Consider the following 26,648-nt stretch of genomic DNA (forward strand, 5'->3'; position numbering starts at 1 on the left):
CCAATTATCATTTTAATTAAAATACGTAGTAATGTACTAGGAATTCTATTATCAATATTTATTATCATATAAAAAAGAGGTCGAATCATTTGATTCGACCTCTTTTGTGCTATATAGTAGAGTAACCTTTTTCCTATTATTTACCAGGGAAGAATGGCCATACTATTGGAATAATAAGCAAGCTTACTACGAAGCAAACTAAAATCAATGGAACACCAGCCTTTACATAATCTGTAAATTTGTATTGGCCAGGACCAAGTACTAACGTATTTGGAGGTGTGCCTACAGGTGTACCAAAAGCACAAGATGCAGCAACGCCGATAGCCATCAATACAGCATGAGGGTCAGCATGCATACCTTGAGCAATGGAGATACCAATAGGAGCCAATAATGCACAAGATGCAGTATTAGACATGAACTGAGTCATAACACAAGACAAAATAAATAATACTGCAGTTGCAAAATAAGGACTAGGATTATCCCCCATAACACTGATAACAGCATTGGCAATCATTTTGCCTGCACCAGATTGATCAAGTGCAGTTGCCACTGGCATCATACCAGCAAATAAGAAAATTGTTACCCAGTCAATAGATGTGTAAGCTTGTTTTTCATTCAAGCAACCAGTTAATACACAAAGCATTGCACCGATAACTGCAACCATGCTTAATGGTAAATCAATACCAAAATGTGATTTTAGAGGATCCCCTAAAATCATAACAATAATAACACCTAAAAGAATAAGACCAGAGTATATTTGTTTCTTAGGATCGTTAGAAATATCTTCAGAAGCTACTTCTTGTTCAACATCGCCAGCATCTGTAATCTCATGTTTAGGAAGTAAATGTTTACCAATCAACATCATAAATACAATAGTAGCGATAGTTAAAGGAATACCAATCCATGCAAATTCAAAGAAACCAAATGGTTGTTCACCAAATTTAGTTAATGTACCACTTACAATAATATTAGGAGGTGTACCAACCATTGTAATAATACCACCTATACCTGCAGCAAATGCTAAAGGCATCAATTGGCGCGATGCAGGAATCTTAGCAACAGCACAAATGCCAACAACTACAGGAAGTAATGCAGCAGTTGTACCCGTGTTAGATAAGAATGCAGACATAGTGGCTGTAACAAGCATAATTGCAAGCATCAAACCATTTTCACTAGTACCTGCATGGGAAACTACGGTTTCACCAATTTTTTGGGCTAAACCTGTATAAAACAACGCAGCACCAACAACGAACATGCCGGCAAACAATACAACTGTACTATCAGATAAACCAGAGAATACAACCTTAGGAGTAATAATCCCCATAAGACCAAGAGCAATAGCACCGCCTAAAGAAGTAATAGCTAAAGGAATAATTTCCGTAACAAATAAAACAGCCATGACTGCAAGGACGATTAAGGTTTGTTCTGCAGCACCCATACATCATCATCTCCCTTCAGAGAAATGCACTGATTGTAGTTATATAAGGTATACAATATAGCACACAATGCTAATAGCACCTGCCATAATAAAAGTAACCCCATATCCCTCTTTAGTTTTAGGGTATCCAAAAAGTAATGTTTCACCTAAAAAACCTCGGCGATTAAACCAAGAATATTTAGTTCTTCTTTGAAACCATTGTGATTTGCGTTCAACACCAAGAATCAGTGCAGCAATAAAAAAAACAATAAATGCCCACACAAAACAAATCAGTATTTTTAATTCTATTGATAACAAGATGACCACCTCTACTATATTAAAAGCACTAAAAGGTTATCTAGTGAAACTCTTGTTTCTCACATAAACCGATCTGAAAAAGCATTTATTGCCAATATTCCTTTTCTAGTATGATACCATACTATTTAAGGAATTTTTTATTCACCAATAGGTGTACCTAAAAGGTACACCCTAGTGAATAATTATTAAACTATTAGTGATTAGACAACATAGCAAGCATAGTACCTGCTGCTACTGCTGTACCAATAACGCCAGCTACATTTGGGCCCATAGCATGCATGAGCAAAAAGTTAGCCGGATTAGCTTTCGCACCTACTACTTGAGATACACGAGCTGCCATTGGAACTGCTGAAACACCAGCAGAACCAATAAGTGGATTTGTTTTACCATCAACTAAGTACATTAATTTACCAAATAGTACACCACCGGCTGTACCACCAATAAATGCAACTAAACCTAAACCAATGATTAGAATAGTTTCTGTACTTAAGAAATGTTCTGCACTCATAGTTAAACCAGTACCAGTTGCTAAGAAAATAGTAACAGTATTGATTAATGCATTTTGAGATGTATCAGACAAACGATCAGTTACGCCAGATTCACGGAATAAATTACCTAACATTAACATCCCTAAAAGAGAAGTAATAGAAGGTAACAACAAAGAAATAAAGATTGTTGCTACGATAGGGAATACAATTCTTTCAAAACGTGTTACTTCGCGCAACTGTTCCATTACAACTTCACGTTCTTTTTGTGTAGTAAATAATTTCATAACAGGTGGTTGAATCAACGGTACTAAAGACATATAAGAATATGCAGCAACCGCGATAGCACCTAACAAATGAGGAGCTAGCTTAGTAGCTAAGTAGATAGATGTAGGACCATCTGCACCACCGATAATACCGATAGCAGCCGCTTCTTGAGCCGTAAAGCCCAACATCATTGCACCACCTAATGCAACGAAAACGCCAATCTGTGCAGCAGCACCTAACAACAATGTTTTAGGGTTAGCAATAAGCGGACCAAAGTCAGTCATTGCACCTACACCAAGGAAAATTAGAGGTGGGAAGATTTCTTGAGAGATACCCGCACTAATAAGCGCCATAACGCCTTCTTCAAAACCGTTACGAGGGATATTAGCAAGTACACAACCAAACGCAATCGGACCCAACAATAATGGTTCAAACTCTCTAGCAAATGCTAAATACAATAGGAGCAAACCTACAAGAATCATAATAGCATTGCCTGTTGTAAATGCGATAAATCCACTATCAGTTATAACAGATTGAATCGCAACAGCAAAAGCATCCATATGCGTTCCCCTTTCACAAATATAGAGTTGTTATATGACGCGGCACAGCCGCGTCATAAGGCAATACTTGGGATTAGCCAAGAACAATCATGTCATCGCCAGTGGATACAGTTTGGTTTGCAGCAACGCGAACGTCTGCAACTACAGCATCATGTGGAGCTGCGATTTCATTTTGCATTTTCATAGCTTCAAGAATCAACAAAGTTTCGCCTTTTTTAACTGCTTGGCCAGCGGATACTGCTACAGATAAGATTTTACCAGGCATTGGAGCTTTTACAGTTTCAGCACCTGCTGGAACTGGAGCTGCAGCTGCTTTAGGAGCTGGAGCTGGTGCAGGAGCAGCTTTAGGAGCTGGAGCTGCAGCAGCTTTAGGAGCAGCTTTAGGAGCTGCTGCTTTTACTTCATTAACTTCTACATCATATGCTGTGCCATTTACTGTAACGTTGAATTTTTTCATTTTAAATTCCTCCAAATGTGTATATCTACACAATCAATTAATTTTATTTACACATATAATTTGGATAATCCTATTGATTACCTAAAAGCGTTAATCTTATCGATTACCGCGTAAGCGACCTTCCATTTTCCAATTATGACTTACAATTGGACGGATATGCGCGATTTGATCAGCGGAATAACCCATTGCCGCTAATGCACCAACGATTACTGCTACTACATCTTTAGATGGAGCTTTACCGTTAGCTTTTTTAGCATTGCTCATGACAAATGCCTCCTAAAATACTTATTAACCTCTACCGCTTAAACGACCTTCCAAGCGCCATTTAGCACTGGTTGCTGTAGGTCGAATAGATGCAATTTGTTCAGATGAATACCCCATCGCCACAATGGCACCTACGATAGCTGCTACTACTTCATCCTCGTGTTGAGCAAATGCACTAGGTGCATCTACAGGAGTAGCCGCGGGAGTTGTAACAGAAGCACTTGCTGGTTCTTCTTTTTTCTTTTTCGTAGGGTCAATTAAATGAACAATGGTCATTAAAATACCTAAAAGAATCAACACAACAAATACAACTGTCATATTAATGGCCATAATTAACCAGGGATTCGTAGTAACGGCTTGTCCTTCCATAATTATTCCCCTTTCTAAAAAATAAGTAAAGAAAGGTATCTCCCAAATTCGATGCTATGATTACCGAATCGAATTATAATGGAATATTACCATGTTTCTTTGGAGCACGGTTTTCACGTTTGCTTGCAAGCATAGCTAACGCATTGATAACAGCTGGACGAGTTTGTTTTGGTTCAATTACAACATCTACGAAGCCACGTTCTGCAGCTTTATATGGAGTTGCAAATTCTTCTACGTATTTAGCTGTTTTAGCATCTTTATCTTCGTCTTTCTTAAAGATAATATTAGCCGCACCAGCAGGACCCATTACGGCAATTTCAGATGTTGGCCAAGCATATACTTGATCAGCACCCAAATCTTGGGAACACATAGCTAGGTAAGAACCACCATATGCTTTACGAGTGATAACAGTAATTTTTGGTACTGTTGCTTCAGAGTAAGCATATAACATCTTAGCACCATGACGAATGATACCGCCCCATTCTTGATTTGTGCCAGGCAAGAAACCAGGAACGTCAACGAAGTTAACGATTGGAATATTGAAAGCATCACAGAAACGAATGAAACGAGAAGATTTATCAGATGCGTTAATATCCAAGCAACCAGCCATTACTTTAGGTTGGTTAGCAATAATACCAACGGATTGGCCATCAAAACGTGCAAAGCAAGTAATGATATTTGTAGCAAAGAAAGGTTGTACTTCATAGTACTCGCCATTATCTACAGTAGCTGCAATAACATCTTTCATGTCATATGGCATATTGCTGTTATCAGGCAACAAGCTGTTCAATTCTTCATCTTCACGAGTTGGATCATCACCTGTATCTACCAATGGAGCATCTTCCATATTATTAGAAGGTAAGAAACCTAGCAAGTAACGAATTTGAGCGATGCAATCATCTTCATCTTCAGCTGCAAAATGTGCAACACCAGATACAGAGTTATGTGCCATAGCACCGCCAAGATCTTCTGCTGTTACTTCTTCACCAGTTACAGATTTAATAACTGCAGGGCCAGTGATGAACATTTGAGAAGTATTTTTAACCATGTAGATAAAGTCAGTTAATGCTGGAGAATATACAGCACCACCTGCACAAGGTCCCATGATTACGGAAATTTGAGGAACAACACCAGATGCATTAGTATTTTCAAAGAAAATTTTACCGTAACCAGCAAGAGCATCTACAGCTTCTTGAATACGAGCCCCGCCGGAATCATTGATACCAATAATAGGAGAACCCATTTTCATTGCTAAACGTTGTACTTTAACAATTTTAGCAGCATGCATTTCACCAAGGGAACCACCTTCTACAGTGAAATCTTGTGCGAATGCATATACCAAGCGACCATCAATAGTACCATAACCAGTAACTACACCTTCACCTGGTAATTCTTTTTTGTCTTGACCAAAATTAACACAGCGATGTTTTACAAATTGATCAAGTTCTACAAAAGAGTTATCATCGAATAATTTAGCCAAACGTTCACGAGCAGTCATTTTACCTTGAGAATGTTGTTTCTCAACGCGTTTTTCACCGCCACCAGCTTTAACTTTTGCTAGTTTTTCGTGCAACAACTCAATTTTTTCTTGCACTGTTTGCATGTCAGCACCTCCATAAAAAACTTATTATATTAAATATATTATTTCATTCGTTGACAAAGTTCAAGTAATACGCCACCTGTTGCTTTAGGATGAACGAATGCAATAGAGGAACCGCCTGCACCATAACGAGGTTTTTCGTCAATCATACGAATACCTTTTGCCATAAGATCAGCAATAGCATTTTCAATATTATCTACACGTAATGCAACGTGTTGGATACCATCACGACCACCATTTTTTTCGATAAATTTACCGATAGGGCCATCTGGAGTAGTAGTTTCCAAGAATTCTAATTCAGCATCGCCGCATGGGAAGAAAGATACTTTTACTTTTTGTTCTTCTACTACTTCATCTTCTGGAAGATGTTGAATACCTAAAGCATTTTTATAAAAATCTTTAGTTGCTGCTAAATCATTAACACCAATACCGATGTGATCCACTTGTAATACTTTAAAAGCCATTTCGATTATCTCCTTTATAAGGCTAAATCTCTAATGCTAAATAGTCGCCGTCTATTTTAGCACGCTTGTCATTACGCCATTAACAACTGTATATGGATCATTTTCACGTTCATTTACAGCTGCCACTTGGCTATTAAATTCGTCGCTTGTAATGATTGTATCAGCTACATAACGACCAATTTGTTCGTTAATCATTGCGATGATTTCATCACGAGTACGTTCTGCCCGACGAGTTTCCAATTCACCAGAATCTTCAAGATACTCAAAATGTTCGTCTAAGGATTCGATAAGTTCATCTACACCTTGATCTTTACTAGCAATTGTGCGCTTAATTGGTGGGCGCCATTTTACTTCACGAGAATCAAGGTCAAGCATCATTTCAATTTCAACATTCAAACGATCACAACCATCTCGGTCAGCTTTATTGATAGCAAATACATCGCCTATTTCAAGAATACCTGCCTTTATAGCTTGGATATCATCACCAAGACCAGGAACTAAAACAACCAAAGTTGTATCAGCATTTTTTACAATGTCAACTTCAGATTGACCTACACCTACGGTCTCAATAATAACTAAATCCATACCAAAGGCATCCATCAATTTTACAACGTCAGCAGTCTTTTTGGACAAGCCACCAAGACTTCCGCGTGTACCCATGCTTCGAATGAATACATTCTCATTTAATGTCAAATCATTCATTCTAATACGGTCCCCCAAGATAGCACCACCAGAAAATGGGCTAGTTGGGTCGATGGCAACGATGCCAATTTTTTTACCTTGATCTAGATAATGTTTAACAACCTTATCTGTCAAAGTACTTTTACCAGCACCAGGGGCCCCAGTTATACCAAGAATACGAGCTCGTCCTGTTTTAGGATAAATTGCCTTCATTATATCAATGGCATTATCATACTCGTTTTCTACAGCTGTGATGGACCGTGCTAAGGCTAGTCTTGAACCTTCAAAGAGGCCTTTAACTAAATCCATTCGCCTCACCACCTATCTTAGAATATGGGAATAGAGGGGAGCCCACTATTCCAGTAAAGCCCCTCTCTTGCCCAATAAATTATTTTACGTTTTCCTTAATGAAGTCAACGATATCACCAGTTGGAGTACCAGGTGTAAATACAGCTGCTACACCAGCCTTTTTCAAACCAGGGATATCAGCGTCAGGAATAACGCCACCGCCGATTACTAATACATCGCCCATGCCTTTTTCTTTCAAAAGTTCAACAATTTTAGGGAACAATGTGTTGTGAGCGCCGGAAAGAAGGGATAATGCAACTACATTAACGTCTTCAGAAAGTGCTGCTTCTACGATTTGTTCTGGAGTTTGACGAAGACCTGTGTAAATTACTTCGAAACCAGCATCGCGAAGTGCGCGTGCTACAACTTTTGCACCACGGTCATGACCATCAAGACCTGGTTTTGCTACGATTACTCTAATACGTTTTTCTGCCATGATTTATTACCTCCGAAATCAGCCGATATTATAATGTAGAATGAGCTTGGTATTCACCGAATACTTCGCGCAATACATTACAAATTTCACCCAAAGTAGCATATGTTTTAACTGCTGCAAGAATTAATGGCATCAAGTTAACGGATTCGTCAGCTGCACCAGCTTTCAAATCAGCCAAAGCTTTGTCAACTGCTGCTTGATCGCGATTAGCACGAACTGCTTGAGTTTTCTTGGATTGGTTAACACCAACGGAAGCGTCTACGCGAAGCAAGTCTTTTGGAGCTTCTTCTTCAACTTGGAATTTGTTTACGCCAACGATTGTACGTAAGCCAGATTCAACTTCCATTTGCCATTTATAAGCGGATTCTTGAATTTCTTTTTGGATGTAGCCTTTTTCGATTGCTACTACAGCGCCACCCATTTCATCAATTTTTTTGATGTAAGCCATAGCTTCGTCATAGATAGCGTTAGTCATAGCTTCTACATAGTAAGAACCACCCAATGGGTCAACTACGTCAGCTAAACCAGATTCGTAAGCCACGATTTGTTGTGTACGAAGAGCTACTTGTACAGATGCTTCTGTAGGAAGAGCTAACGCTTCGTCACGGGAGTTTGTATGTAAGGATTGAGTACCGCCCATTACAGCAGCTGCAGTTTGAAGAGCAACACGAACGATGTTGTTATCAACTTGTTGTGCAGTCAACATGGAACCAGCTGTTTGAGTATGTACACGAAGCATCATGGATTTTGGTTTTTTAGCACCAAAACGTTCTTTCATGATAGTTGCCCATAAACGACGGGATGCGCGGAATTTAGCAACTTCTTCAAGTACATTGTTATGAGCGTTCCAGAAGAAGGAAAGACGGCCAGCGAATGTATCAACATCAAGACCAGCTTTCAAAGCTGCTTCTACGTATGCGATACCATCAGCAATTGTAAATGCGATTTCTTGTGCTGCTGTGGAACCTGCTTCACGGATATGGTAACCGGAAATGGAGATTGTATTCCATTTAGGAACGTTTTGAGAACAATATTCAAAGATATTAGTAATCAAACGCATGGATGGTTTTGGAGGGAAAATGTATGTACCACGAGCTGCATATTCTTTCAAAATATCATTTTGAATTGTACCTTTCAATTCTGTGGAAGGTACACCTTGTTTTTCAGCTACTGCGATATACATTGCCAACAAAACGGATGCTGGAGCGTTGATTGTCATAGATGTAGATACTTTGCCAAGGTCGATGCCGTCGAACAAGATTTCCATATCTGCTAAGGAGTCAATTGCTACACCTACTTTACCAACTTCGCCTTCAGCCATAACATCATCAGAGTCATAACCGATTTGTGTAGGTAAGTCGAATGCACAGGAAAGACCAGTTGCACCGGATTCGATAAGGTAACGGTAACGTTTGTTAGATTCTTCAGCAGTTGCGAAACCAGCATACATACGCATAGTCCAGAAACGACCACGGTACATTGTAGGTTGTACGCCACGAGTATATGGATATTCACCAGGCATACCCAAATCACGTTCATAATCAAAACCTTCAATATCAACTGGTGTATATACACGGTTGTATTTCAAGTTTTGACGTTCTGGAGTTTTTACACACTTTTCGTCACAAAGTTTATTGTACTCAGCAATTTGGGCTTTAAGGTTTTCGTAAGCCATGTTTTCATCATCCTCCTAAAAAAACAGGTTATTTTTTCATGCTTCCAGTTTCTGTGAAGCGTTTATGCCAAGAAAGAGCTTCGTCAAGCAACATAGGTGTATGGGCATTCTTTGTTGCAGCGATTGCTTTTTCGAGGTATTCAGTTAACATAGGTTTGTAGTCTGGGTGAGCACATTTTTCAATGATTAAACGAGCTCTTTCCACTGGGCTCAAACCACGGCAGTCAGCAACACCTTGTTCTGTACAGAAAATCATAGTGTCATGTTCTGGATGATCCACATGAGATACATATGGAACAATAGAACTAATGTCGCCACCTTTAGCAACGGAATTAGTACAGAAAATAGTGAGATATGCACTACGTGCAAAATCACCAGATCCACCAATACCATTCATCATTTTACTACCCATAATATGAGTAGAGTTTACATTGCCAAAAATATCAAATTCGATAGCGGTATTCATGGCAATGACACCGATACGACGAGCAATACCAGGGTTGTTAGAAATTTCTTGTGGACGAAGAATAATCTTTTTGCGATATTCATCGATATTGTTATAGAAACGTTTCAACCCATCTGGAGAAGGACTCAATGCAGTACCAGAACATACAGTTACTTTACCTGCATCAATTAAGTCAAACATACCATCTTGAATTACTTCTGTATAAATAGATAAATCAGTGAATGGGCCTTGCGCCAAGCCACTGATTACTGCATTTGCTACAGAACCTACGCCAGATTGTAATGGAAGCAAGTTTTTAGGTAAACGACCTTCTGCAATTTCTTGTTCAAAGAATTTGATAAGGTGTTGACTCATTGCTTTCGCATCATCATCGATAGGTGCTAAAGGTCTTGTAGTATCAGGAACATCACAAGGAACTACTGCAACAATTTTTTCTGGGTCACAAGGAATTGCATCAGTACCAATACGATCACCAGCAGTTTCCAATGGAATTGGTTTACGATGTGGTGGATCAAGTGGTTCATAGATGTCATGCATACCAACCAAAGATAATGGTTGAGAAACATTAACTTCTACTATTACTTTTTTTGCTTGGCTAACAAATGTTGGAGAGTTGCCAACAGATGTTGTAGGCACTAAAGAGCCATCTTCATTGATTTGGCAAACTTCTATAATTGCTACGTCTAAATTACCGAAGAAACCATAGCGCACATTTTGTGCCATTGTACTTAAATGCATATCAACATATTTAATGTCGCCGCTATTTAATGCTTTACGTGTATCCTTATTAGTTTGATAAGGGAAACGGCGGTTAATGCCATTTGCACGTGTCAATGCACCGTCGGCTTCATCACCAACGGATGCACCTGTCCATAAATCAATTTTAAATGATTCTTTTTCCATTCTTTCAGCCAAAGCCAATGGTACAGCTTTTGCATAACCAGATGGAGTAAAGCCGGAAATACCAACCTTATCATTATGGTTAATCAATTGAGCTGCTTCATAAGCTGAGACAATTTTGCCTTGGAGGGCCGCATTTTTAACGCGATCTTTGATGTCTATCATCGTACCATCTCCTTAAAATCACCTTGTTAAACGACAGTTGATCAATTTCTTGGTCTAAATCGTTCCTTAAACCACTTTCATCGTATGCTTTTACAATAGCATTGTCAACTTATATGCATAAAATGTATTTTTTATCACACATTTATAGGGTATTATGACTAAAAGTCATTGATTTTTTATTTTTTAGATAAATTTAATTCACATCGTTATAACTTATAGGAATTTTACATGTAATATTGTTATTTCATATATATAGATAAAAAAAGAGTGAATCGAATAAATCCTATACAGTATATAGATTCTTTTCAATTCACTCCTATTTAATTTTGACTTATAAAGCACGTAACATCTGCAACTTTTTCAATGCGTTTTAATTATGATTGATTTTAACTTGATTTTGTTGAGCTTTCACAAATGCGCCAACCCAACCAAGTAACAACCAAAAAGTAATGGTTACTTGATGACTATACAATTCAAAATCAGATACCCCACTAACAAGCACACCTACTGCTAACGCACCAACACCAATCGATGCTGCTTTACGGAACACATCCCCTTTTAGACGTATAGAGGTAACCACATGACCTAATAATACAGTTATAAATGAGATAAGTCCTGGTATGCCTATTTCAGCTAACATATTAAGGTATAAATTATGAGCGTGATACATCAATATATTAGGACCTTGAATATAATAATTATATTCTGGATACACTAAATAAAATGTATTCCACCCAATGCCCCACACAGGATTTTCACGAACAATGTACATTGTGCTATCCCACAAAGCCCATCGTAAATCAGCTGATGTGTCATGACCTTGGAATATAGACCAAAGACGAGTAGCAATCTCTCCATCATAAAAATATAGAATAATAGGGATTGCTAACAAGGATAATAATAGACGACGTTCTACAAAAATTCCCCAGTAAATAATCATGGCACCAAAACTGATCCATATACCACGTGAATACGTTAATAGCATGGTAACAAAAAGTATTAATGCTATGGGAATCATCATGTAGATTTGTTTCTTATATTCCTCCGATAGGATTTTATCGGTTAAGCCCTTCCAGTAAACCAATAGATAACTAATTACTACACTAAGAATCATCAACAAATAAGCACCCAATAAATTGGGATTCGTCAACGTCGACGACATGCGTCGCATTAATTTGGGAAATTGGATGGCATCAACCCATTCCTTTATATGATGATTAGGAATAAAAATATATTCATAAGCACCAATACAACAAACAAGAATCGCCGTTCCCAATGTACATTGAAGAAAATAACGCCATTGTTTTGGTGTACTAATATAGGTACGCACTAAATAATATATACCACTACCGGCTACAATCTGATAAAACCAACTAGTCAAAGCCCATTGTGCATTATTAGATAATGTAGCAGATATTCCGGTCCACAGCACAAAAAACATAACGGTCCAAGACAGCCACCCCGAAGGTAAACTTAGGCTACGGCGCCTCACTAAATCAACCAAAGCAAGCCCTATTGCAATCCACAATAGTACATCCCCTACCATAGGTTGCAAAGGCATCGCTATAACCACACCATAAATGAGTCGTTCAATATAAAACTTTAATTTTGTTTCTGTTGGAAATAATGAGTGTTCCATACTAATTACCTAGTGTCTCATACGGTTATTTAACCAACCGCGAGCTTCGCCAAGAATATATAAAGATCCACACACAACAATGATATCTCCATCTTGTGTCGATTGTAATGCTAAATCAAGAGCACGGCTCACAGAATCCTCAGTCTGTGCCACTACACCTTTTACACATTGGCGTATAGTATCTACCAATTTTTCCGGCACCTCTGTACGTGGTGTTGGTGCAGCCACTGCAATTACTGTATCTTTTGGTTTTACAACTTCGCGAATAATCCCCATTTCATCCTTATCAGACAAAATAGCCATCACCATTGTTTTTGGAGTATCCCCAAACAATTCATGGTAGGTCATGCCGAAAGATTCTGCACCTGCTGCATTGTGGGCACCATCAAATATGAATGTTCGATCCAACGCTTTTTTTATTTCAAAACGCCCCGCCCAAGTAGCACGAGCAAAGCCTTCGCGCATTGTTTCTTCGCTAATAGCATCATCATTTTCCATAACTAGTCGTACAGCTTGTAATGCACAAGCCAAGTTTACGGATTGATGAATACCGGCCATCGTTGTAAATAACATAGCAGGTGGCGCACCAATAGCACTGACCGTAATCAATTGTCCGCCTGGCACTACACTACGACTATCAATACCGAATTTTTTGTTAAACACATACAATGATGCATGTTTTTCTTCAGCCGTTTCCTCAATAACCTTTAATGGACCTTCTTGAGCTGCCGTTACAACAGGTACTCCTTCTTTTATAATTCCTGCCTTATGTTTAGCAATCTCCTCAACCGTATTGCCACAATACGCTTGATGATCAAGGGTAACATTAGTAATAACGGAAACCACTGGTGTCACAACATTCGTTGAATCCAATAATCCACCCAAGCCAGCTTCTACAACAGCGTAGTCGACTCCTTGCTCTTTAAAGAATAAAAATGCTGCAGCCGTTAAAATTTCAAATTGTGTAGGTGGCTCCACCCCATCCGCAATGATCTTATCTACGCCTTGTCGAACACAATCGATTAACTTGCCAAAAGCATCTTTACTAATTTGAACATCATTAATTTCTATACGCTCCGTATATGATTCAAGGTGAGGCGATGTAAATCGCCCCACCCGTAATCCACTGGTAAACAGAGCATACGAAATATAGGTTGTTACAGAACCTTTACCATTCGTTCCCGTAACATGAATGATTTTATAATCTCGTTCAGGATTCCCCAACGCCTGCAATAATGCACGAATACGATCTAATCCCGGTTTTATGCCAAAGGATGAAGTGTCTTCTAAATACGTTAAGGCTTCTTCGTATGTCATATAAACCTCCTATAAGGTTTTTAAGAATTCTTCACGTTCTAACAACGCTTGTTGTTTTTGTTTATATTCTTCTAGTTTTTCTTTTTCTTTTGCTACAACTGCTTCTGGTGCTTTTGCAAGGAATCCTTGATTACTCAATTTACCTTCCAAACGTGCAATTTCTTTTTGCATTTGTCCCTTTTCTTTTTCGATACGTTCTTTTTCTTTATCTGCATCGATAAGATCCTTCAAAAGGAGGTATACTTCCATACCATTTACAACAGTAACAGTTGCATTTTCAGGTTTTGGATCATCAGCACCTAGAATAGTTACCTTTTCAGCCCATGCAAGTGTTACAAAATAATCGCTATGATCTGCAACGGCCTCAGCAATAGACGCATCAGTCGGTGCTACGATAACTTCTGCTTTTTTGCCCAAAGGTACATTCATTTCAGCGCGCATATTACGGATACCTTTAATAGCCTCCATCATAACTTCCATTTGGCGTGCAGCCTCTGTAAGATTTGTGAAAGCTAACGCTTCTGGCCATTTAGCAATAACAATGCTTTCACCTTCATGAGGCAAGTGTTGCCAAATGTGTTCTGTAACGAATGGCATAAATGGATGCAACAATTCAAGCATATGACGCAAGATTGTTACAAGCAGATATTGTACAGTACGACGATCGCGTTCATTAGCATCGCTATATAAACGAGGTTTAGCAAGTTCAATGTACCAATCACAATACGTATTCCAAATGAAGTCATATACGGAACTAGCCGCTTCACCAAGCTCAAATTTATCAAGATTTGCAGTAATGCTTGCTACAGTTTCATTGTATTTTTCGACAATCCATTTATCAGCCAATGTTAAATCAGCCTCAGTAGGAACAAAGCTTTCATCATAATTTGTCAAATTCATGAGAACGAATTTAGAAGCGTTCCAAATTTTATTTGCAAAGTTGCGGTTTGCTTCCACCCGTTCCATGTAGAAACGCATATCATTGCCCGGTGTATTACCAGTTACGAGTGTAAAGCGCAATGCATCGGCACCATACTCACTGATTACATCTAATGGATTAATACCATTGCCCAAAGACTTACTCATTTTACGACCTTGGCTATCGCGTACAAGACCATGAATAAATACATGTTTAAACGGAATTTCATGTTCAAACTCAAGAGCCATGAAAATCATACGAGCAACCCAGAAGAAGATAATATCATAACCTGTTACAAGTACGCTAGTTGGATACCATTGTTTAAGTTCTGCTGTTTCTTTAGGCCAGCCCATAGTAGCAAATGGCCATAAACCAGAACTAAACCATGTATCAAGCACATCAGGATCTTGTGTAACATGACCATGACAATGAGGACATTCCGTAATATCTTCACGGCTAACGATTGTTTCACCACAATCATCACAATACCAAGCAGGAATACGATGACCCCACCATAATTGACGAGAAATAGTCCAGTCTCTAATATTTTCGAGCCAGTTTACATAGGTTTTAGTAAAACGTTCAGGAACGAATTGCACATCACCCTCTTTTACAACCTTCAATGCTGGTTCAGCAAGAGGTTTCATATCGACAAACCATTGTTTAGAAACCATTGGCTCGATAATTGTTTTACAACGAGAACAATGACCAACAGCATGATCATGATCTTCGATTTTTTCAAGTAAGCCTAATTCGTCAAGTTCCGCTACGACTTGTTTACGCGCTTCTTCACGCGTCATACCGTTAAATTTACCAGCACCTTCGTTCATTGTCGCATCATTGTTCATAACAACGATGGATTCTAAGTTATGACGTTGGCCCATTTCAAAGTCATTAGGATCATGAGCTGGTGTGATTTTCACGCACCCTGTACCAAAACTTGCATCTACATAATCATCAGCAATAACAGGAATTTCACGATTAACAAATGGCAAAATTAATGTTTTACCAATTAAATCTTTATAACGGTCGTCTTCAGGATTTACAGCTACCGCTACGTCGCCGAACATAGTTTCAGGACGTGTTGTAGCAACAATCACAAAGCGACCTTCTTCACCTTTTACAGGGTATTTAATATACCATAAATGACCATGTTCATCTTCATGTTCTACCTCTACATCAGACAAAGCTGTTGTACAGCGTGGACACCAATTAATGATACGTTCACCGCGATAAATCAACCCTTTTTCATAAAAGCTTACAAATACTTCCCGCACTGCATGATAGTATCCTTCATCCAAGGTAAAACGTTCACGACTCCAGTCACAAGATGCACCTAAACTACGAATCTGTTTAACAATGGTATCGCCATATTCTTTCTTCCATTTCCAAACACGTTCTACGAATTTTTCACGACCTAAATCATAGCGAGACTTGCCCTCTTCTTTCGCAAGCATTTCTTCGACCTTGATTTGCGTAGCAATACCAGCATGGTCTGTACCAGGCATCCACAATACATTATAGCCTTGCATGCGTTTAAAACGAATCAAGATGTCTTGTAATGTATTATCTAGTGCATGTCCCATATGTAACATACCGGTTACATTTGGAGGTGGCAATACAATGCTAAATGGTTCCTTTTCAGTGTCTACTTCTTCATGAAAGTAACCTTGGTTTTCCCAATAGGAATACCATTTACTTTCGATTTCACCAGGATTATAGGTGGTTAAATTTTCGTAGGTTTTCATCGTTCCTCCTGAAAGTAAGTACTTATCGTTTCATCACTTTAGCTAACACAAAGAGGCTAGTTTCATATAATAATATCATCGGTAATGCAATCATGGATTGTGAAAACATATCCGGTGTAGGTGAAATTACTGCACCTATAATAAAAGAAAGCAAAATAAATATTTTACGTTTCTTCTTTAAAAATTGGGATGTAATTAGATTAAAATATCCCATAATGATAATAATCAGTGGTAGTTCAAATATAAAGCCAAATGGCAATACAAAGGCCAATACAAAATCCATATATTGACCAATGGAAAACATCGGTTGCAATTCATCAGTGGCAAAGCCCATAAAGAATTTAACAGCAGCAGGCAACACTAATATATAGGAAAACAAAATACCGATAACAAACAACAAAAAAGCTACTGGTAAAATCCAATTTGATAAGTGCTTTTCACGAACTGTCAACGCTGGTTTTACAAAAAGCCATATTTGATGCAGTATGATCGGTGATGCTAAAATTATACCGCCTACAATCGATACCTTCATATACGTAAAAAAGGCTTCCGTAGGACGCATATAATACAATTTGCCAGCAGGGGCCAATAAAATATCTAATAAAACATCTACATAATAATAAGCAATACCGGTTCCTATAATAATAGCAACAACCATAATTATAATACGTCGACGAAGTTCAGATAAATGACCTACTAATGATAAATTCGCAGCTTCATCCATCATCTTTTGTTCCATCTCCGTATATAACGGTTCTAGAGCATCCTCTTCATCTTCAGTATGAACAACAGCATATTTCTCTTGTTCTAATTTCTGTGCTTGCTCCCGACGCTTTTGTCGAACTACGCTATCAAATGAAGGTTTTTTTATGGGATATTCGAAATCTTTTGGTTCGAAGGCCTCCATATTATACCTTTCTATCTGCCAAGTTTTGAACAGCTAATACTAAAAATTCTTTACCATCAAAATCACGTATAGCTTGTAATGCAGCTAACGCATCATCACAATACTGTTGTGCTACACGTAATGTATTATCGATACCACCTTGAGCAATAACATAATTGATAATATCTTGTTCATTACCACCATCATTAAGATTTTTAATATCTTGCAATAACTGGTTTTGATTTTGTTCATTAACAATACTAAGCAAAGGATATGTTAACAAGCCCTCACGAAGATCATTACCTACAGGCTTACCTGTCGTATCTGAAGTTTCTCGATAATCCATAATATCATCGGTAATTTGAAATGCCATTCCCAATGCATGACCATACCGTTTTAAGTGTATAATCTCTTCACTAGACCAGTGTCCTAATAGGCCACCTAATTCCATACAACCTTCCATAAAGTCAGCTGTTTTCTTTTGCGTTTTTATCATATATCGATCTATGCCTTGATCAATGCGATACACGTCTTCCATTTGCATAAACTCGCCTTCTACAAGGCAGGTAATAATATGGGAAAAAATCTTTAAATATTCCATATGTGGCATTTCTGATACAATACGGAATGCCTTTGCAAATAGATAATCACCACTTAGAATAGCAACCTTATTTCCTTTATGTTTGTGAATTGTGTCTTCACCACGACGTATTTCCGCTTGATCTAGTACATCATCATGAATCAACGTCGCTAGATGTAGCATCTCAACAGCTTCTGCAATTTTAATGCGCTCAGTCTTTACTGATGTACCAGCATTAGCAATAAGCAAGCATAATTGTGCCCGCAACCGCTTTCCGCCAGCTTCAGATAAAGGTCTAATCAATTCATTAAAATCTTCAGAGCCTGTATTAAAGGATGATGCAAGAGCACGTTCAACACCCTCTAAATCAAGAGCGATGCGTTCCATCATCTCTAATTGGTCTGAATTACTCATGCTTCCTCCCCTACTAATACTTTGTTAATTCGTTGCTGTAACAGCTCACGGCCAGTATGTTTTAATGAGCTATACATAATCGGTGGAGAATCCGTTGGATACATGCCCTTAATTTTTGCTAAATTTACTGATTTTTCTTTAGCATTAAGCTTATCCACTTTCGTCACCACGATTTGAAGAGGCACACCAGCCTCAACGAGCCAATCAAATGCTACTTTGTCGATAGGCATCTCTGGATGACGCCCATCGATAAGCAAGCATAATAACATTAACCGTTCAGAATGCAATATATAATCAGATATAAATGATGACCACATATTGCGATTATCTTTATTTGTTTTTGCAAAACCATATCCAGGCAAATCAACTAAGAACCAGTGATACCGACGTTCTTCAGTTTCACTAATATCCTCTTTTGATTCAATATCAAAATAGTTTATCGTCTTTGTTTTCCCTGGCTGTCCACTCACAAGAGCAAGGCCACGATAATTACACAAAGAATTAATCAATGAGGATTTGCCCACATTAGAGCGTCCTAAAAAGGCTACTTCTACCGTATCCCCTTCAGGATATTGATCCGCTTTTACACAAGATGTATTATATTTTGCTGCTATAATGCGAGGCCCCTTAATTTCTTTTCTTGTATATTGTGATTTTGGCCCCATATGTTTTGTGGATTTCTTTTTCTTTTGCATTATACAAGTGCCTTCGCTAAAACTTCATCCATTGTCTTAACAGGTGTAATGATAAGACCTTCTTTTACACTATCTGGCAATTCAGGAATATCTTTCTCATTACCTTTCGGAATGAAAACTTCTTTTACACCATATGACAATGCTGCCAATAATTTTTCTTTAAGACCACCAATTGGTAACACGCGACCTCGTAATGTAATTTCACCGGTCATAGCAAGATCAGCACGAACCTTACGTCCTGTCAAAGCAGATACCATGGCCAAAGTCATAGTAATACCTGCAGAAGGGCCATCTTTAGGTGTCGCCCCTTCTGGAAGATGAACGTGAATATCTAACTTTTTATAGAACTCTTCTTCAATTTTCAAGGATTTTGAATTATGACGAATATAACTCATCGCTGCATGGCCAGACTCTTGCATCACTTTACCAAGGCTACCAGTTAAAGCCAATTTACCCGTTCCCGCCATTGTTGTAGCTTCACAGGGCAATACTACACCACCTACGGAGGTCCAAGCAAGTCCATTAACATAACCAACTTGAGGTTTCTTTTCCCGCTCTTGATCAACAAAAATAGGCGCTCCTAAGTATTCATGTAAATTCTTTACAGAAACTTTCGGTGTTTCAATACCTTGTTCTACCACTTGGTAAGCCATTTTCCGACATACTTTTGCAATAGTTTTTTCCAATGTACGAACGCCTGCTTCACGAGTATATTCAGAAACAACTTTCTTTAACACAGCATCTGATAATTTAATTTTATTATCTTTCAAACCATTCTTCTCAATTTGTTTAGGTGCTAAATAGCGTTTAGCAATTTCTAATTTTTCATCTTCCATATAACTAGAAAGTTCAATAATTTCCATACGATCTAACAATGGGCCGGGAATATTAGATGCCACATTAGCTGTAGTAATCCAAAATACATCAGAAAAATCAAATGGGATTTCAATAAAATGATCGCTAAATGTACTATTTTGTTCTGGATCCAATACTTCTAATAATGCAGAAGATGGGTCACCTTTATAATCAGATGCCAATTTATCGATTTCATCAAGCAAAAATACAGGATTACGTGTGCCCGCATTTTTAATCCCCTGAATCATACGACCTGGCAATGCCCCAATATAGGTACGACGATGACCGCGAATTTCAGCTTCATCGCGAACGCCACCTAAGGATGCGCGTACAAATTTACGATTCATTGCTTTAGCAATGGATGAAGCTAATGATGTTTTACCAACACCAGGAGGGCCTACTAAGCAAAGGATAGATCCGCTATTTTTACCAGTCAATTTGCGAACTGCCAAAAATTCTAAAATACGTTTCTTAACCTTTTCTAAGCCATAATGATCAGCCTCTAAGATGTCTTTAGCTTCATTTATATCTAGACGATCATCAGAAACATCATTCCAAGGTAAACTTAATACCCAGTCAAGATAATTTCTGAGAATAGTCGCTTCTGGCATCATTTGTGGCATGCGGCTATAACGAGAAATTTCTTTATCAATACGATTATGAACATCTTCGCTCAAATTGAGAGCTTTTAGCTGTTCTCTTAATTCATCGGCTTCTTCTTCTGGATCACCTTTATCGCCTAACTCATCATGAATAATGCGAATCTTCTCACGCAAGAAATATTCTTTTTGTGTTTTTTCCATCGCTTGGCGCACTTGATTATTAATGGAATTTTCCAAATCAGAAATTTGTAATTCCATATTAAGAATACCTACAATCATATTTAATCGCTTTGCAACAGATAATTCTTCTAATAATTCTTGTCGTTTTGCATTATTTACAGGTAACATAAATGCTACTTGATCGGCTAATTCACAAGGGTCACGTAGTTCCATAACACGTGTAACGCCCTCTTCAGTAATTGTTTTAGCTTCATCAGACCATTCATTAAATTTAGACTGTACTAAACGACGATAGGCTTCAAGTTCTACATCATCTTCAAAAATAGATGCTACACGTTCATAGTCCCCTACATAGTAAGGATCCATGCTTGTAATATTCATGACACGAATACGAGTAATTCCTTCAACGAGAACACGAACAATACCACCTGGTAAGCGCAACATCTGTTTAATTTTTACAAGTGTACCCATTTGGGCTAAATCATGAACGGTAGGGGCATCTACAGAGTCATCTTTTTGAGATACTACTGCCATAATGCGATCTTCATTCATTGCGGCTTCTACCGCTTTAATGGATTTGTCTCGACCGATATCGAGGTGAATCACGATATTCGGATATACAACCATTCCTCTAAGCGGAACAGTAGGAATACCTACTTCGAGTAAATTCATATGTCCTCCAAGGATTTATATTATGAAAAGAAACTCATTCCTACACAGAAATGAGTTTCTTCGAATTACGATTTCAGCTGGATTTCTTTGTCTGCCTCATTTTTGAGTATAGGTTCACCTGTGCCCTTGACGGCTTCTCTGGTAACTATGCATTTTGCCACATCATCCATGGATGGAACTTCATACATAACATACTTCATTACTTTCTCAATAATGGCACGCAAACCACGAGCACCAGTTTTACGCTGTAATGCTTCATCAGCGATTTCTTCCAATGCATCATTATCAAATGTTAATTCCACACCATCAAGGGATAGAATTTTTTCATATTGCTTCGTCAATGCATTTTTTGGTTTTGTAAGAATTTGAACTAATGCATCCCGATCTAACAAGTCCAATGTCACCATAACTGGCAAACGACCAATAAATTCAGGAATCAATCCAAATTTTAATAAATCTTCAGGTACAACTTCTTTAAGAATCGCAGACACATCACGTTCTTCAGCACGTTGTACATCTGCACCAAAACCTAATGTTTTCTTAGCGGTACGTTTTGTGATTACCTTATCCATACCATCAAACGCACCACCACAAATAAATAAAATATTCGTAGTATCAATTTGTAACATTTCTTGGTTAGGATGCTTACGACCACCTTGAGGTGGTACGGAAGCAACAGTACCTTCTAATATTTTTAAAAGTGCTTGTTGCACACCTTCCCCAGACACATCACGTGTAATGGAAGGGTTTTCAGACTTACGGGCAATCTTATCAATTTCATCAATATAAATAATACCGCGTTCAGCCCGCTCAATATCATAATCAGCAGCTTGAATGAGCTTCAATAGAATATTCTCTACGTCTTCCCCTACATAGCCAGCTTCCGTTAAGCTTGTTGCATCTGCTATTGCAAATGGAACCTCTAACATTTTTGCCAATGTTTGAGCCAATAATGTTTTACCACTACCTGTAGGCCCAATAAATAAAACATTGGACTTTTGTAGTTCTACATCATCTACCACATTATCTGTTTGTAGACGTTTGTAGTGATTATATACTGCCACCGCAAGGGAAACTTTAGCATCATCTTGACCAATAACATATTGATCAAGATGAGCTTTTATTTCTTTTGGTGTTGGCAATTCTTTTAATTTAAAATCCTCAGTACCGATATCACCAAGTTCATCTTCAATGATGCGTTCACAAACTTCTACACATTCATCGCAGATATACACATTAGGACCAGCAACGAGTTTTCTTACTTCATCACTTGTGCGTCCGCAAAAGCTACAACGCATAGTATCTTTATCTTTTGCCAATGAGTGCCTCCATTACTTGCTTTCTAGAGTATCTCGAGTTAACACCTCGTCAATCAAACCGTATTCAACGGCATCTTTGGCACTCATGAAGTTATCACGATCAGTATCGCGAGCTACCACTTCAATATCTTGTCCACTACGAGCTGCTAGGATACCATTTAATTCTTCACGCATACGAAGAATTTCACGGGCATGGATTTCGATTTCAGATGCTTGACCTTGTACACCACCCAATGGTTGGTGAATCATAACGCGTGCATGAGGTAATGCAAAACGTTTCCCCTTTGCACCAGCTGTTAGTAATACAGCCCCCATACTTGCTGCGGAACCTACACAAATAGTAGATACATCTGGTTTAATATATTGCATCGTATCATAAATAGCCATACCAGCAGTAACAACACCACCAGGGCTATTAATATATAGATGAATATCTTTATCTGGATCCTCTGCTTCTAAGAAAAGCATTTGAGCAATCACCGCATTTGCAACATTATCATCAATAGGTCCACCCAAGAAGATAATGCGATCCTTTAATAAGCGAGAGTAAATATCATACGAACGTTCACCACGTTCGCCTTGTTCAACTACGATTGGTACATACATATAATCACCTTTTCATGTACCTAGTGAGCAAGCATTATTCTGCTGCTTCTGCACCTTTTGCATTATCGATGATGAATCGAGCTGCTTTTTTGCGAGCTACAGAGCCTGCCAACATAGCTACACGACCTTCTTTAGCAATAATATCCCAAACTTCTTTAGGATCTGCTCCAAAGTTTTGAGCCATAATGAAGATTTCACGGTTCATATCATCAGGAGTTACTTCGATACCTTCAGCAGTTGCAACTGCGTCTAATACTAAATCAGCACGCACATTTTCAGCTGCGGAATCTTTGTACTCAGTGCGTAAATCTTCGATAGTTTTATTGGAGAATTTCAAGTAGTCATCAAGTTTCAAGCCACGACCTTCCATGTTCATAGCCAATTCTTGAATCATTTGTTCTACACGATCTTCAATCATTACTTCTGGAATATCTACAGTTGCATTCTTAACAGCCGCTTGAATTAAGTCAGCATTATAAGTATCAATTGCACGATGAGAAGCTTCTTCTTCCATTTTAGTGCGAAGATCTTTTTTCAATTCTTCAATCGTTTCATAAGAACTTGCTTCTTTTGCGAACTCGTCGTTTAATTCAGGCAATTCCTTACGTTTAATGTCATGAATATGAGTTTTGAATTCTGCTTCTTTACCAGCTAATTCAGCTACGAAGTAGTCTTCTGGGAATGTTACTTTTACAGTAACATCATCACCAGCTTTTGCACCGATTAATTGATCTTCAAAACCTGGGATGAAGCTACCAGAACCAATTTGTAATGGATAGGATTTACCTTCACCACCGTCAAAAGGTTTGCCATCAACAGAACCAGCAAAGTCGATTACTGCAAAGTCATCTTTTTGAATTTTAGCGCCTTCTTCAGCAACAACCATTTTTGCTTGTTGTTCACGGATGTTGTTCAATTGTTCTTCAATTTGTTCATCAGTTACAGTAGCATCTTGTTTTTTTGCTTCTAAGCCTTTGTAATCGCCAAGTTTAACTTCAGGGCGTTTTGTTACAGTTACTTTGAAGATTAAGTCTTTACCTTCTTCGAATTGTACGCGTTCTGTTTCAGGATCAGATACAGGAACAATATCATTTTCACGAAGAGCTGCACTATAGTTTTGGCTAGCCAATACATCAAATGCTTCTTCCAAGATAGCTTCTTTACCAAAGTTCATTTCCAATACACGACGAGGTGCATGGCCTTTACGGAAGCCAGGAATGTTAACTTGATTTGCAATGCGTTTTACCGCTTGTTTGATACCTTTATCTACTTCTGCAGCAGGTACTTCAATAGTTAAAGTTACTACGTGTTGATCAACAGGATTTACAGTTGCTTTCATTAAAATATGTCCTCCTTGAAGGGCAGACGCCCAAATTTCTGTAGTATATTATGCACTCCTTATAATATCATAAATGAAAATTCAATGCAATTCTTAGCATAATAAGGAAACAGCCACCCCAGGAGAGTGGCTGTTTAACATTATTTGTATTAACAAATCAATTATCTTTTGCGATTAATTTTATAATATCACGACGGGATAAAATACCAATTAAACGGTACTCTTTATCAACAACAGGAATATTCTTTAAATGTTGATCAAGCATAACAGATACGATTTCTTCTACATCTTTATCAGGTGTCGTCGTAATCACATCACTAGTCATTAATTCATGAACATGAGACGCTAATAACTTTTTAAATTGCGCATTGTATTCACCAATACCATTATAATAAATGCTTGCTCCTAATACGTTTACATAATGAGGAACATGAGGGCGCACCTTTTTATACAATAAATCGCCTTCAGAAATAATGCCTAATAGTTTATTATTTTCATCAACTACAGATACAGCTGTTAAATTATATTTAACCAATAAATCTGCTACGTCAGAAATAGGAGCGTCTTTACCAACTGTAACAGGATATTTATTCATTACGTCTTGGATTTTCATAGTGAATTCCTCCTTCATATAACCTTACTCTTTATTATACTATTCGACCTTAGATATGAAAACTCCTTTTTTCTAATTTCGTATATAAATAATATAAATAAGTTATATTACCAATGGTATGGTTCATTTCGATTAATTTTAACACTGCGATAAATTTGTTCTACAAGCAAAAGCCGGACCATTTGATGTGTAAAAGTCATAGGACTAAAGGATAACTTGTATTTTACAGATTGTCGCAGCTCATCACTAACACCAAATGCACCGCCAATAATAAATGCCATATCACTAATACCATCCACCTCTAACTTGGATATCATAGAGGCCATAGTTTCAGAAGACATCGTTTTACCATATACGTCTAATAACACAGTATAGGCCGACTTGGGAACCACCTTTAGCAAGCGTTGCCCCTCTTCTTTGACAACCTGTTTACGCTCCGCATCGCTAGGCTTATCTCCTATTTTACTTTCATTTAATTCAGTAATCGTGATTCCTCCGTAAGGACGCATACGTTTTATAAATTCAGCTACTCCTTCTCGAAGATAAGATTCTTTTAACTTACCAATACAAACTACATGAAACTTCATATTATATGTACCTCTATACCTTATGAACAGACCGAATAGACACTATTTCATTAGGTTGTCCATGCTGCAATTTCATTTCCGGTCCAATTTTCACGCCACCATCAACAAGCATTTTTCCAATCGTTTGTGTTACGAGGACAGTGTTATTATTATTTTCAGAGCGATGGGCCAGAATAATCTGCATAAAATCAGGTCGTTTCATCATAAGTAACGCTTGTGCAGCCATTTCATTGCTTAAATGACCTTCATCACTGGCAACACGTTGTTTTAGAAACGGCTGATAGGGACCATACCGCAACATGTGGGGATCATAATTTGCCTCTAAGACTAACAACGAAGTGTCATCTAATCGATGTAATATTTCATCAGTAATTACACCTGTATCAGTCACAATCGTAGCTTTATCTTTATCGGCAAACACATTAATGCCTATAGGATCTGCTGCATCATGACTCACGCTAAATGGCTCTACCGTAAGACTCCCCAAAGATAGGCTTCCTTTCGTCAATTCCACCAGCTGGTGTTTAGGCACAATTAATTTATCTTGAATTTCACGCCACGTTCCTTGCTTCGTATACACAGGAATATCAAAACGTTTGAGTAATTGTTGTAGCCCTGCAATATGGTCGGTATGCTCATGGCTAATAAATATTCCCTCCACCTGGTTCATATCTATATGCAATTCTTTTAGTCCATTAACAATACGCCGGCAACTAATTCCTACATCATGCAATATAACAGAATTTCCTTTTTTTATAACTGTACAATTGCCCTTGCTACCACTGGCAATAACATGGACCTCTAA

The 26,648-nt window shown here is 38.0% G+C and carries 25 protein-coding genes; all 25 read right to left on the reverse strand.

Translation table 11 applies throughout. The features are described 5' to 3' along the window. Positions 1-136 precede the first annotated feature (136 nt). Positions 137-1,438: an SLC13 family permease gene (locus Q0E20_RS07360; RefSeq protein WP_295998458.1), complete on the reverse strand. Its 1,302-nt coding sequence runs from the start codon at positions 1,436-1,438 to the stop codon at positions 137-139. Between the two features lie 39 nt (positions 1,439-1,477). Next, on the reverse strand, positions 1,478-1,735 hold the full coding sequence (locus Q0E20_RS07365; protein ID WP_366509639.1) for a hypothetical protein: 258 nt from the start codon (positions 1,733-1,735) through the stop codon (positions 1,478-1,480). A 193-nt stretch (positions 1,736-1,928) separates the two neighbouring features. Continuing rightward, a complete protein-coding gene (locus Q0E20_RS07370; RefSeq protein WP_295998464.1) occupies positions 1,929-3,047 on the reverse strand; it encodes a sodium ion-translocating decarboxylase subunit beta in 1,119 nt (372 codons plus the stop codon). 73 nt (positions 3,048-3,120) lie between these two features. Continuing rightward, the gene (locus tag Q0E20_RS07375) at positions 3,121-3,504 is read right to left on the reverse strand and encodes a biotin/lipoyl-containing protein (RefSeq protein WP_295998467.1); all 384 of its coding nucleotides are present in this window, start codon (positions 3,502-3,504) and stop codon (positions 3,121-3,123) included. Positions 3,505-3,600: 96 nt separating this feature from the next. Beyond that, positions 3,601-3,768: a hypothetical protein gene (locus Q0E20_RS07380; RefSeq protein WP_295260477.1), complete on the reverse strand. Its 168-nt coding sequence runs from the start codon at positions 3,766-3,768 to the stop codon at positions 3,601-3,603. Positions 3,769-3,792: 24 nt separating this feature from the next. Next, positions 3,793-4,137, reverse strand: coding sequence for an OadG family protein (locus tag Q0E20_RS07385; protein WP_295998470.1), 345 nt, complete (start codon positions 4,135-4,137; stop codon positions 3,793-3,795). Between the two features lie 73 nt (positions 4,138-4,210). Beyond that, on the reverse strand, positions 4,211-5,740 hold the full coding sequence (locus Q0E20_RS07390; RefSeq protein WP_295998472.1) for a carboxyl transferase domain-containing protein: 1,530 nt from the start codon (positions 5,738-5,740) through the stop codon (positions 4,211-4,213). 38 nt (positions 5,741-5,778) lie between these two features. Continuing rightward, positions 5,779-6,201: a methylmalonyl-CoA epimerase gene (gene mce / locus Q0E20_RS07395; protein ID WP_295998476.1), complete on the reverse strand. Its 423-nt coding sequence runs from the start codon at positions 6,199-6,201 to the stop codon at positions 5,779-5,781. Between the two features lie 51 nt (positions 6,202-6,252). Next, positions 6,253-7,191, reverse strand: coding sequence for a methylmalonyl Co-A mutase-associated GTPase MeaB (meaB, locus tag Q0E20_RS07400; protein ID WP_295998479.1), 939 nt, complete (start codon positions 7,189-7,191; stop codon positions 6,253-6,255). 79 nt (positions 7,192-7,270) lie between these two features. Then, positions 7,271-7,666: a cobalamin B12-binding domain-containing protein gene (locus tag Q0E20_RS07405; RefSeq protein WP_005380683.1), complete on the reverse strand. Its 396-nt coding sequence runs from the start codon at positions 7,664-7,666 to the stop codon at positions 7,271-7,273. A 28-nt stretch (positions 7,667-7,694) separates the two neighbouring features. After that, positions 7,695-9,341, reverse strand: coding sequence for a methylmalonyl-CoA mutase (locus Q0E20_RS07410; protein WP_295998484.1), 1,647 nt, complete (start codon positions 9,339-9,341; stop codon positions 7,695-7,697). 28 nt (positions 9,342-9,369) lie between these two features. Continuing rightward, entirely contained in the window at positions 9,370-10,872 is a 1,503-nt protein-coding gene (locus Q0E20_RS07415; RefSeq protein ID WP_295998486.1) for an acetyl-CoA hydrolase/transferase family protein, read from the reverse strand. Between the two features lie 370 nt (positions 10,873-11,242). Then, positions 11,243-12,511, reverse strand: coding sequence for an O-antigen ligase (locus tag Q0E20_RS07420; RefSeq protein ID WP_295998489.1), 1,269 nt, complete (start codon positions 12,509-12,511; stop codon positions 11,243-11,245). Between the two features lie 9 nt (positions 12,512-12,520). Beyond that, entirely contained in the window at positions 12,521-13,828 is a 1,308-nt protein-coding gene (locus Q0E20_RS07425; protein ID WP_295998491.1) for a folylpolyglutamate synthase/dihydrofolate synthase family protein, read from the reverse strand. Positions 13,829-13,837: 9 nt separating this feature from the next. After that, a complete protein-coding gene (locus Q0E20_RS07430) occupies positions 13,838-16,495 on the reverse strand; it encodes a valine--tRNA ligase (protein ID WP_295998494.1) in 2,658 nt (885 codons plus the stop codon). A gap of 22 nt (positions 16,496-16,517) precedes the next feature. After that, positions 16,518-17,402, reverse strand: coding sequence for a twin-arginine translocase subunit TatC (tatC, locus tag Q0E20_RS07435; RefSeq protein WP_295998496.1), 885 nt, complete (start codon positions 17,400-17,402; stop codon positions 16,518-16,520). 1 nt (position 17,403) lies between these two features. Further along, positions 17,404-18,375, reverse strand: a complete 972-nt coding sequence (locus Q0E20_RS07440; protein ID WP_295998501.1) for a polyprenyl synthetase family protein — start codon at positions 18,373-18,375, stop codon at positions 17,404-17,406. Then, positions 18,372-19,070 (reverse strand): ribosome biogenesis GTP-binding protein YihA/YsxC, encoded by a 699-nt coding sequence (gene yihA, locus Q0E20_RS07445; RefSeq protein ID WP_295998504.1) that lies wholly within the window; start codon positions 19,068-19,070, stop codon positions 18,372-18,374. The genes Q0E20_RS07440 and yihA overlap by 4 nt, the downstream gene beginning before the upstream one ends. Further along, a complete protein-coding gene (lon, locus tag Q0E20_RS07450; RefSeq protein WP_295998506.1) occupies positions 19,070-21,379 on the reverse strand; it encodes an endopeptidase La in 2,310 nt (769 codons plus the stop codon). Before lon ends, yihA begins: the two co-directional genes overlap by 1 nt. 65 nt (positions 21,380-21,444) lie before the next feature. After that, positions 21,445-22,698: an ATP-dependent protease ATP-binding subunit ClpX gene (clpX, locus tag Q0E20_RS07455; RefSeq protein ID WP_295998509.1), complete on the reverse strand. Its 1,254-nt coding sequence runs from the start codon at positions 22,696-22,698 to the stop codon at positions 21,445-21,447. Positions 22,699-22,710: 12 nt separating this feature from the next. Then, positions 22,711-23,304, reverse strand: a complete 594-nt coding sequence (gene clpP, locus Q0E20_RS07460; RefSeq protein ID WP_295998511.1) for an ATP-dependent Clp endopeptidase proteolytic subunit ClpP — start codon at positions 23,302-23,304, stop codon at positions 22,711-22,713. 34 nt (positions 23,305-23,338) lie between these two features. Continuing rightward, the gene (gene tig / locus Q0E20_RS07465; protein WP_295998514.1) at positions 23,339-24,643 is read right to left on the reverse strand and encodes a trigger factor; all 1,305 of its coding nucleotides are present in this window, start codon (positions 24,641-24,643) and stop codon (positions 23,339-23,341) included. Between the two features lie 157 nt (positions 24,644-24,800). Next, positions 24,801-25,256: a CBS domain-containing protein gene (locus Q0E20_RS07470; RefSeq protein ID WP_295998516.1), complete on the reverse strand. Its 456-nt coding sequence runs from the start codon at positions 25,254-25,256 to the stop codon at positions 24,801-24,803. A 107-nt stretch (positions 25,257-25,363) separates the two neighbouring features. Continuing rightward, entirely contained in the window at positions 25,364-25,843 is a 480-nt protein-coding gene (rlmH, locus tag Q0E20_RS07475) for a 23S rRNA (pseudouridine(1915)-N(3))-methyltransferase RlmH (RefSeq protein ID WP_295998518.1), read from the reverse strand. Positions 25,844-25,856: 13 nt separating this feature from the next. After that, on the reverse strand, positions 25,857-26,648 hold a 792-nt coding region (locus Q0E20_RS07480), incomplete at its 5' end, for an MBL fold metallo-hydrolase (RefSeq protein ID WP_295998523.1).

This window comes from uncultured Veillonella sp. (genome assembly GCF_934230905.1).
Lineage (GTDB): Bacteria > Bacillota > Negativicutes > Veillonellales > Veillonellaceae > Veillonella.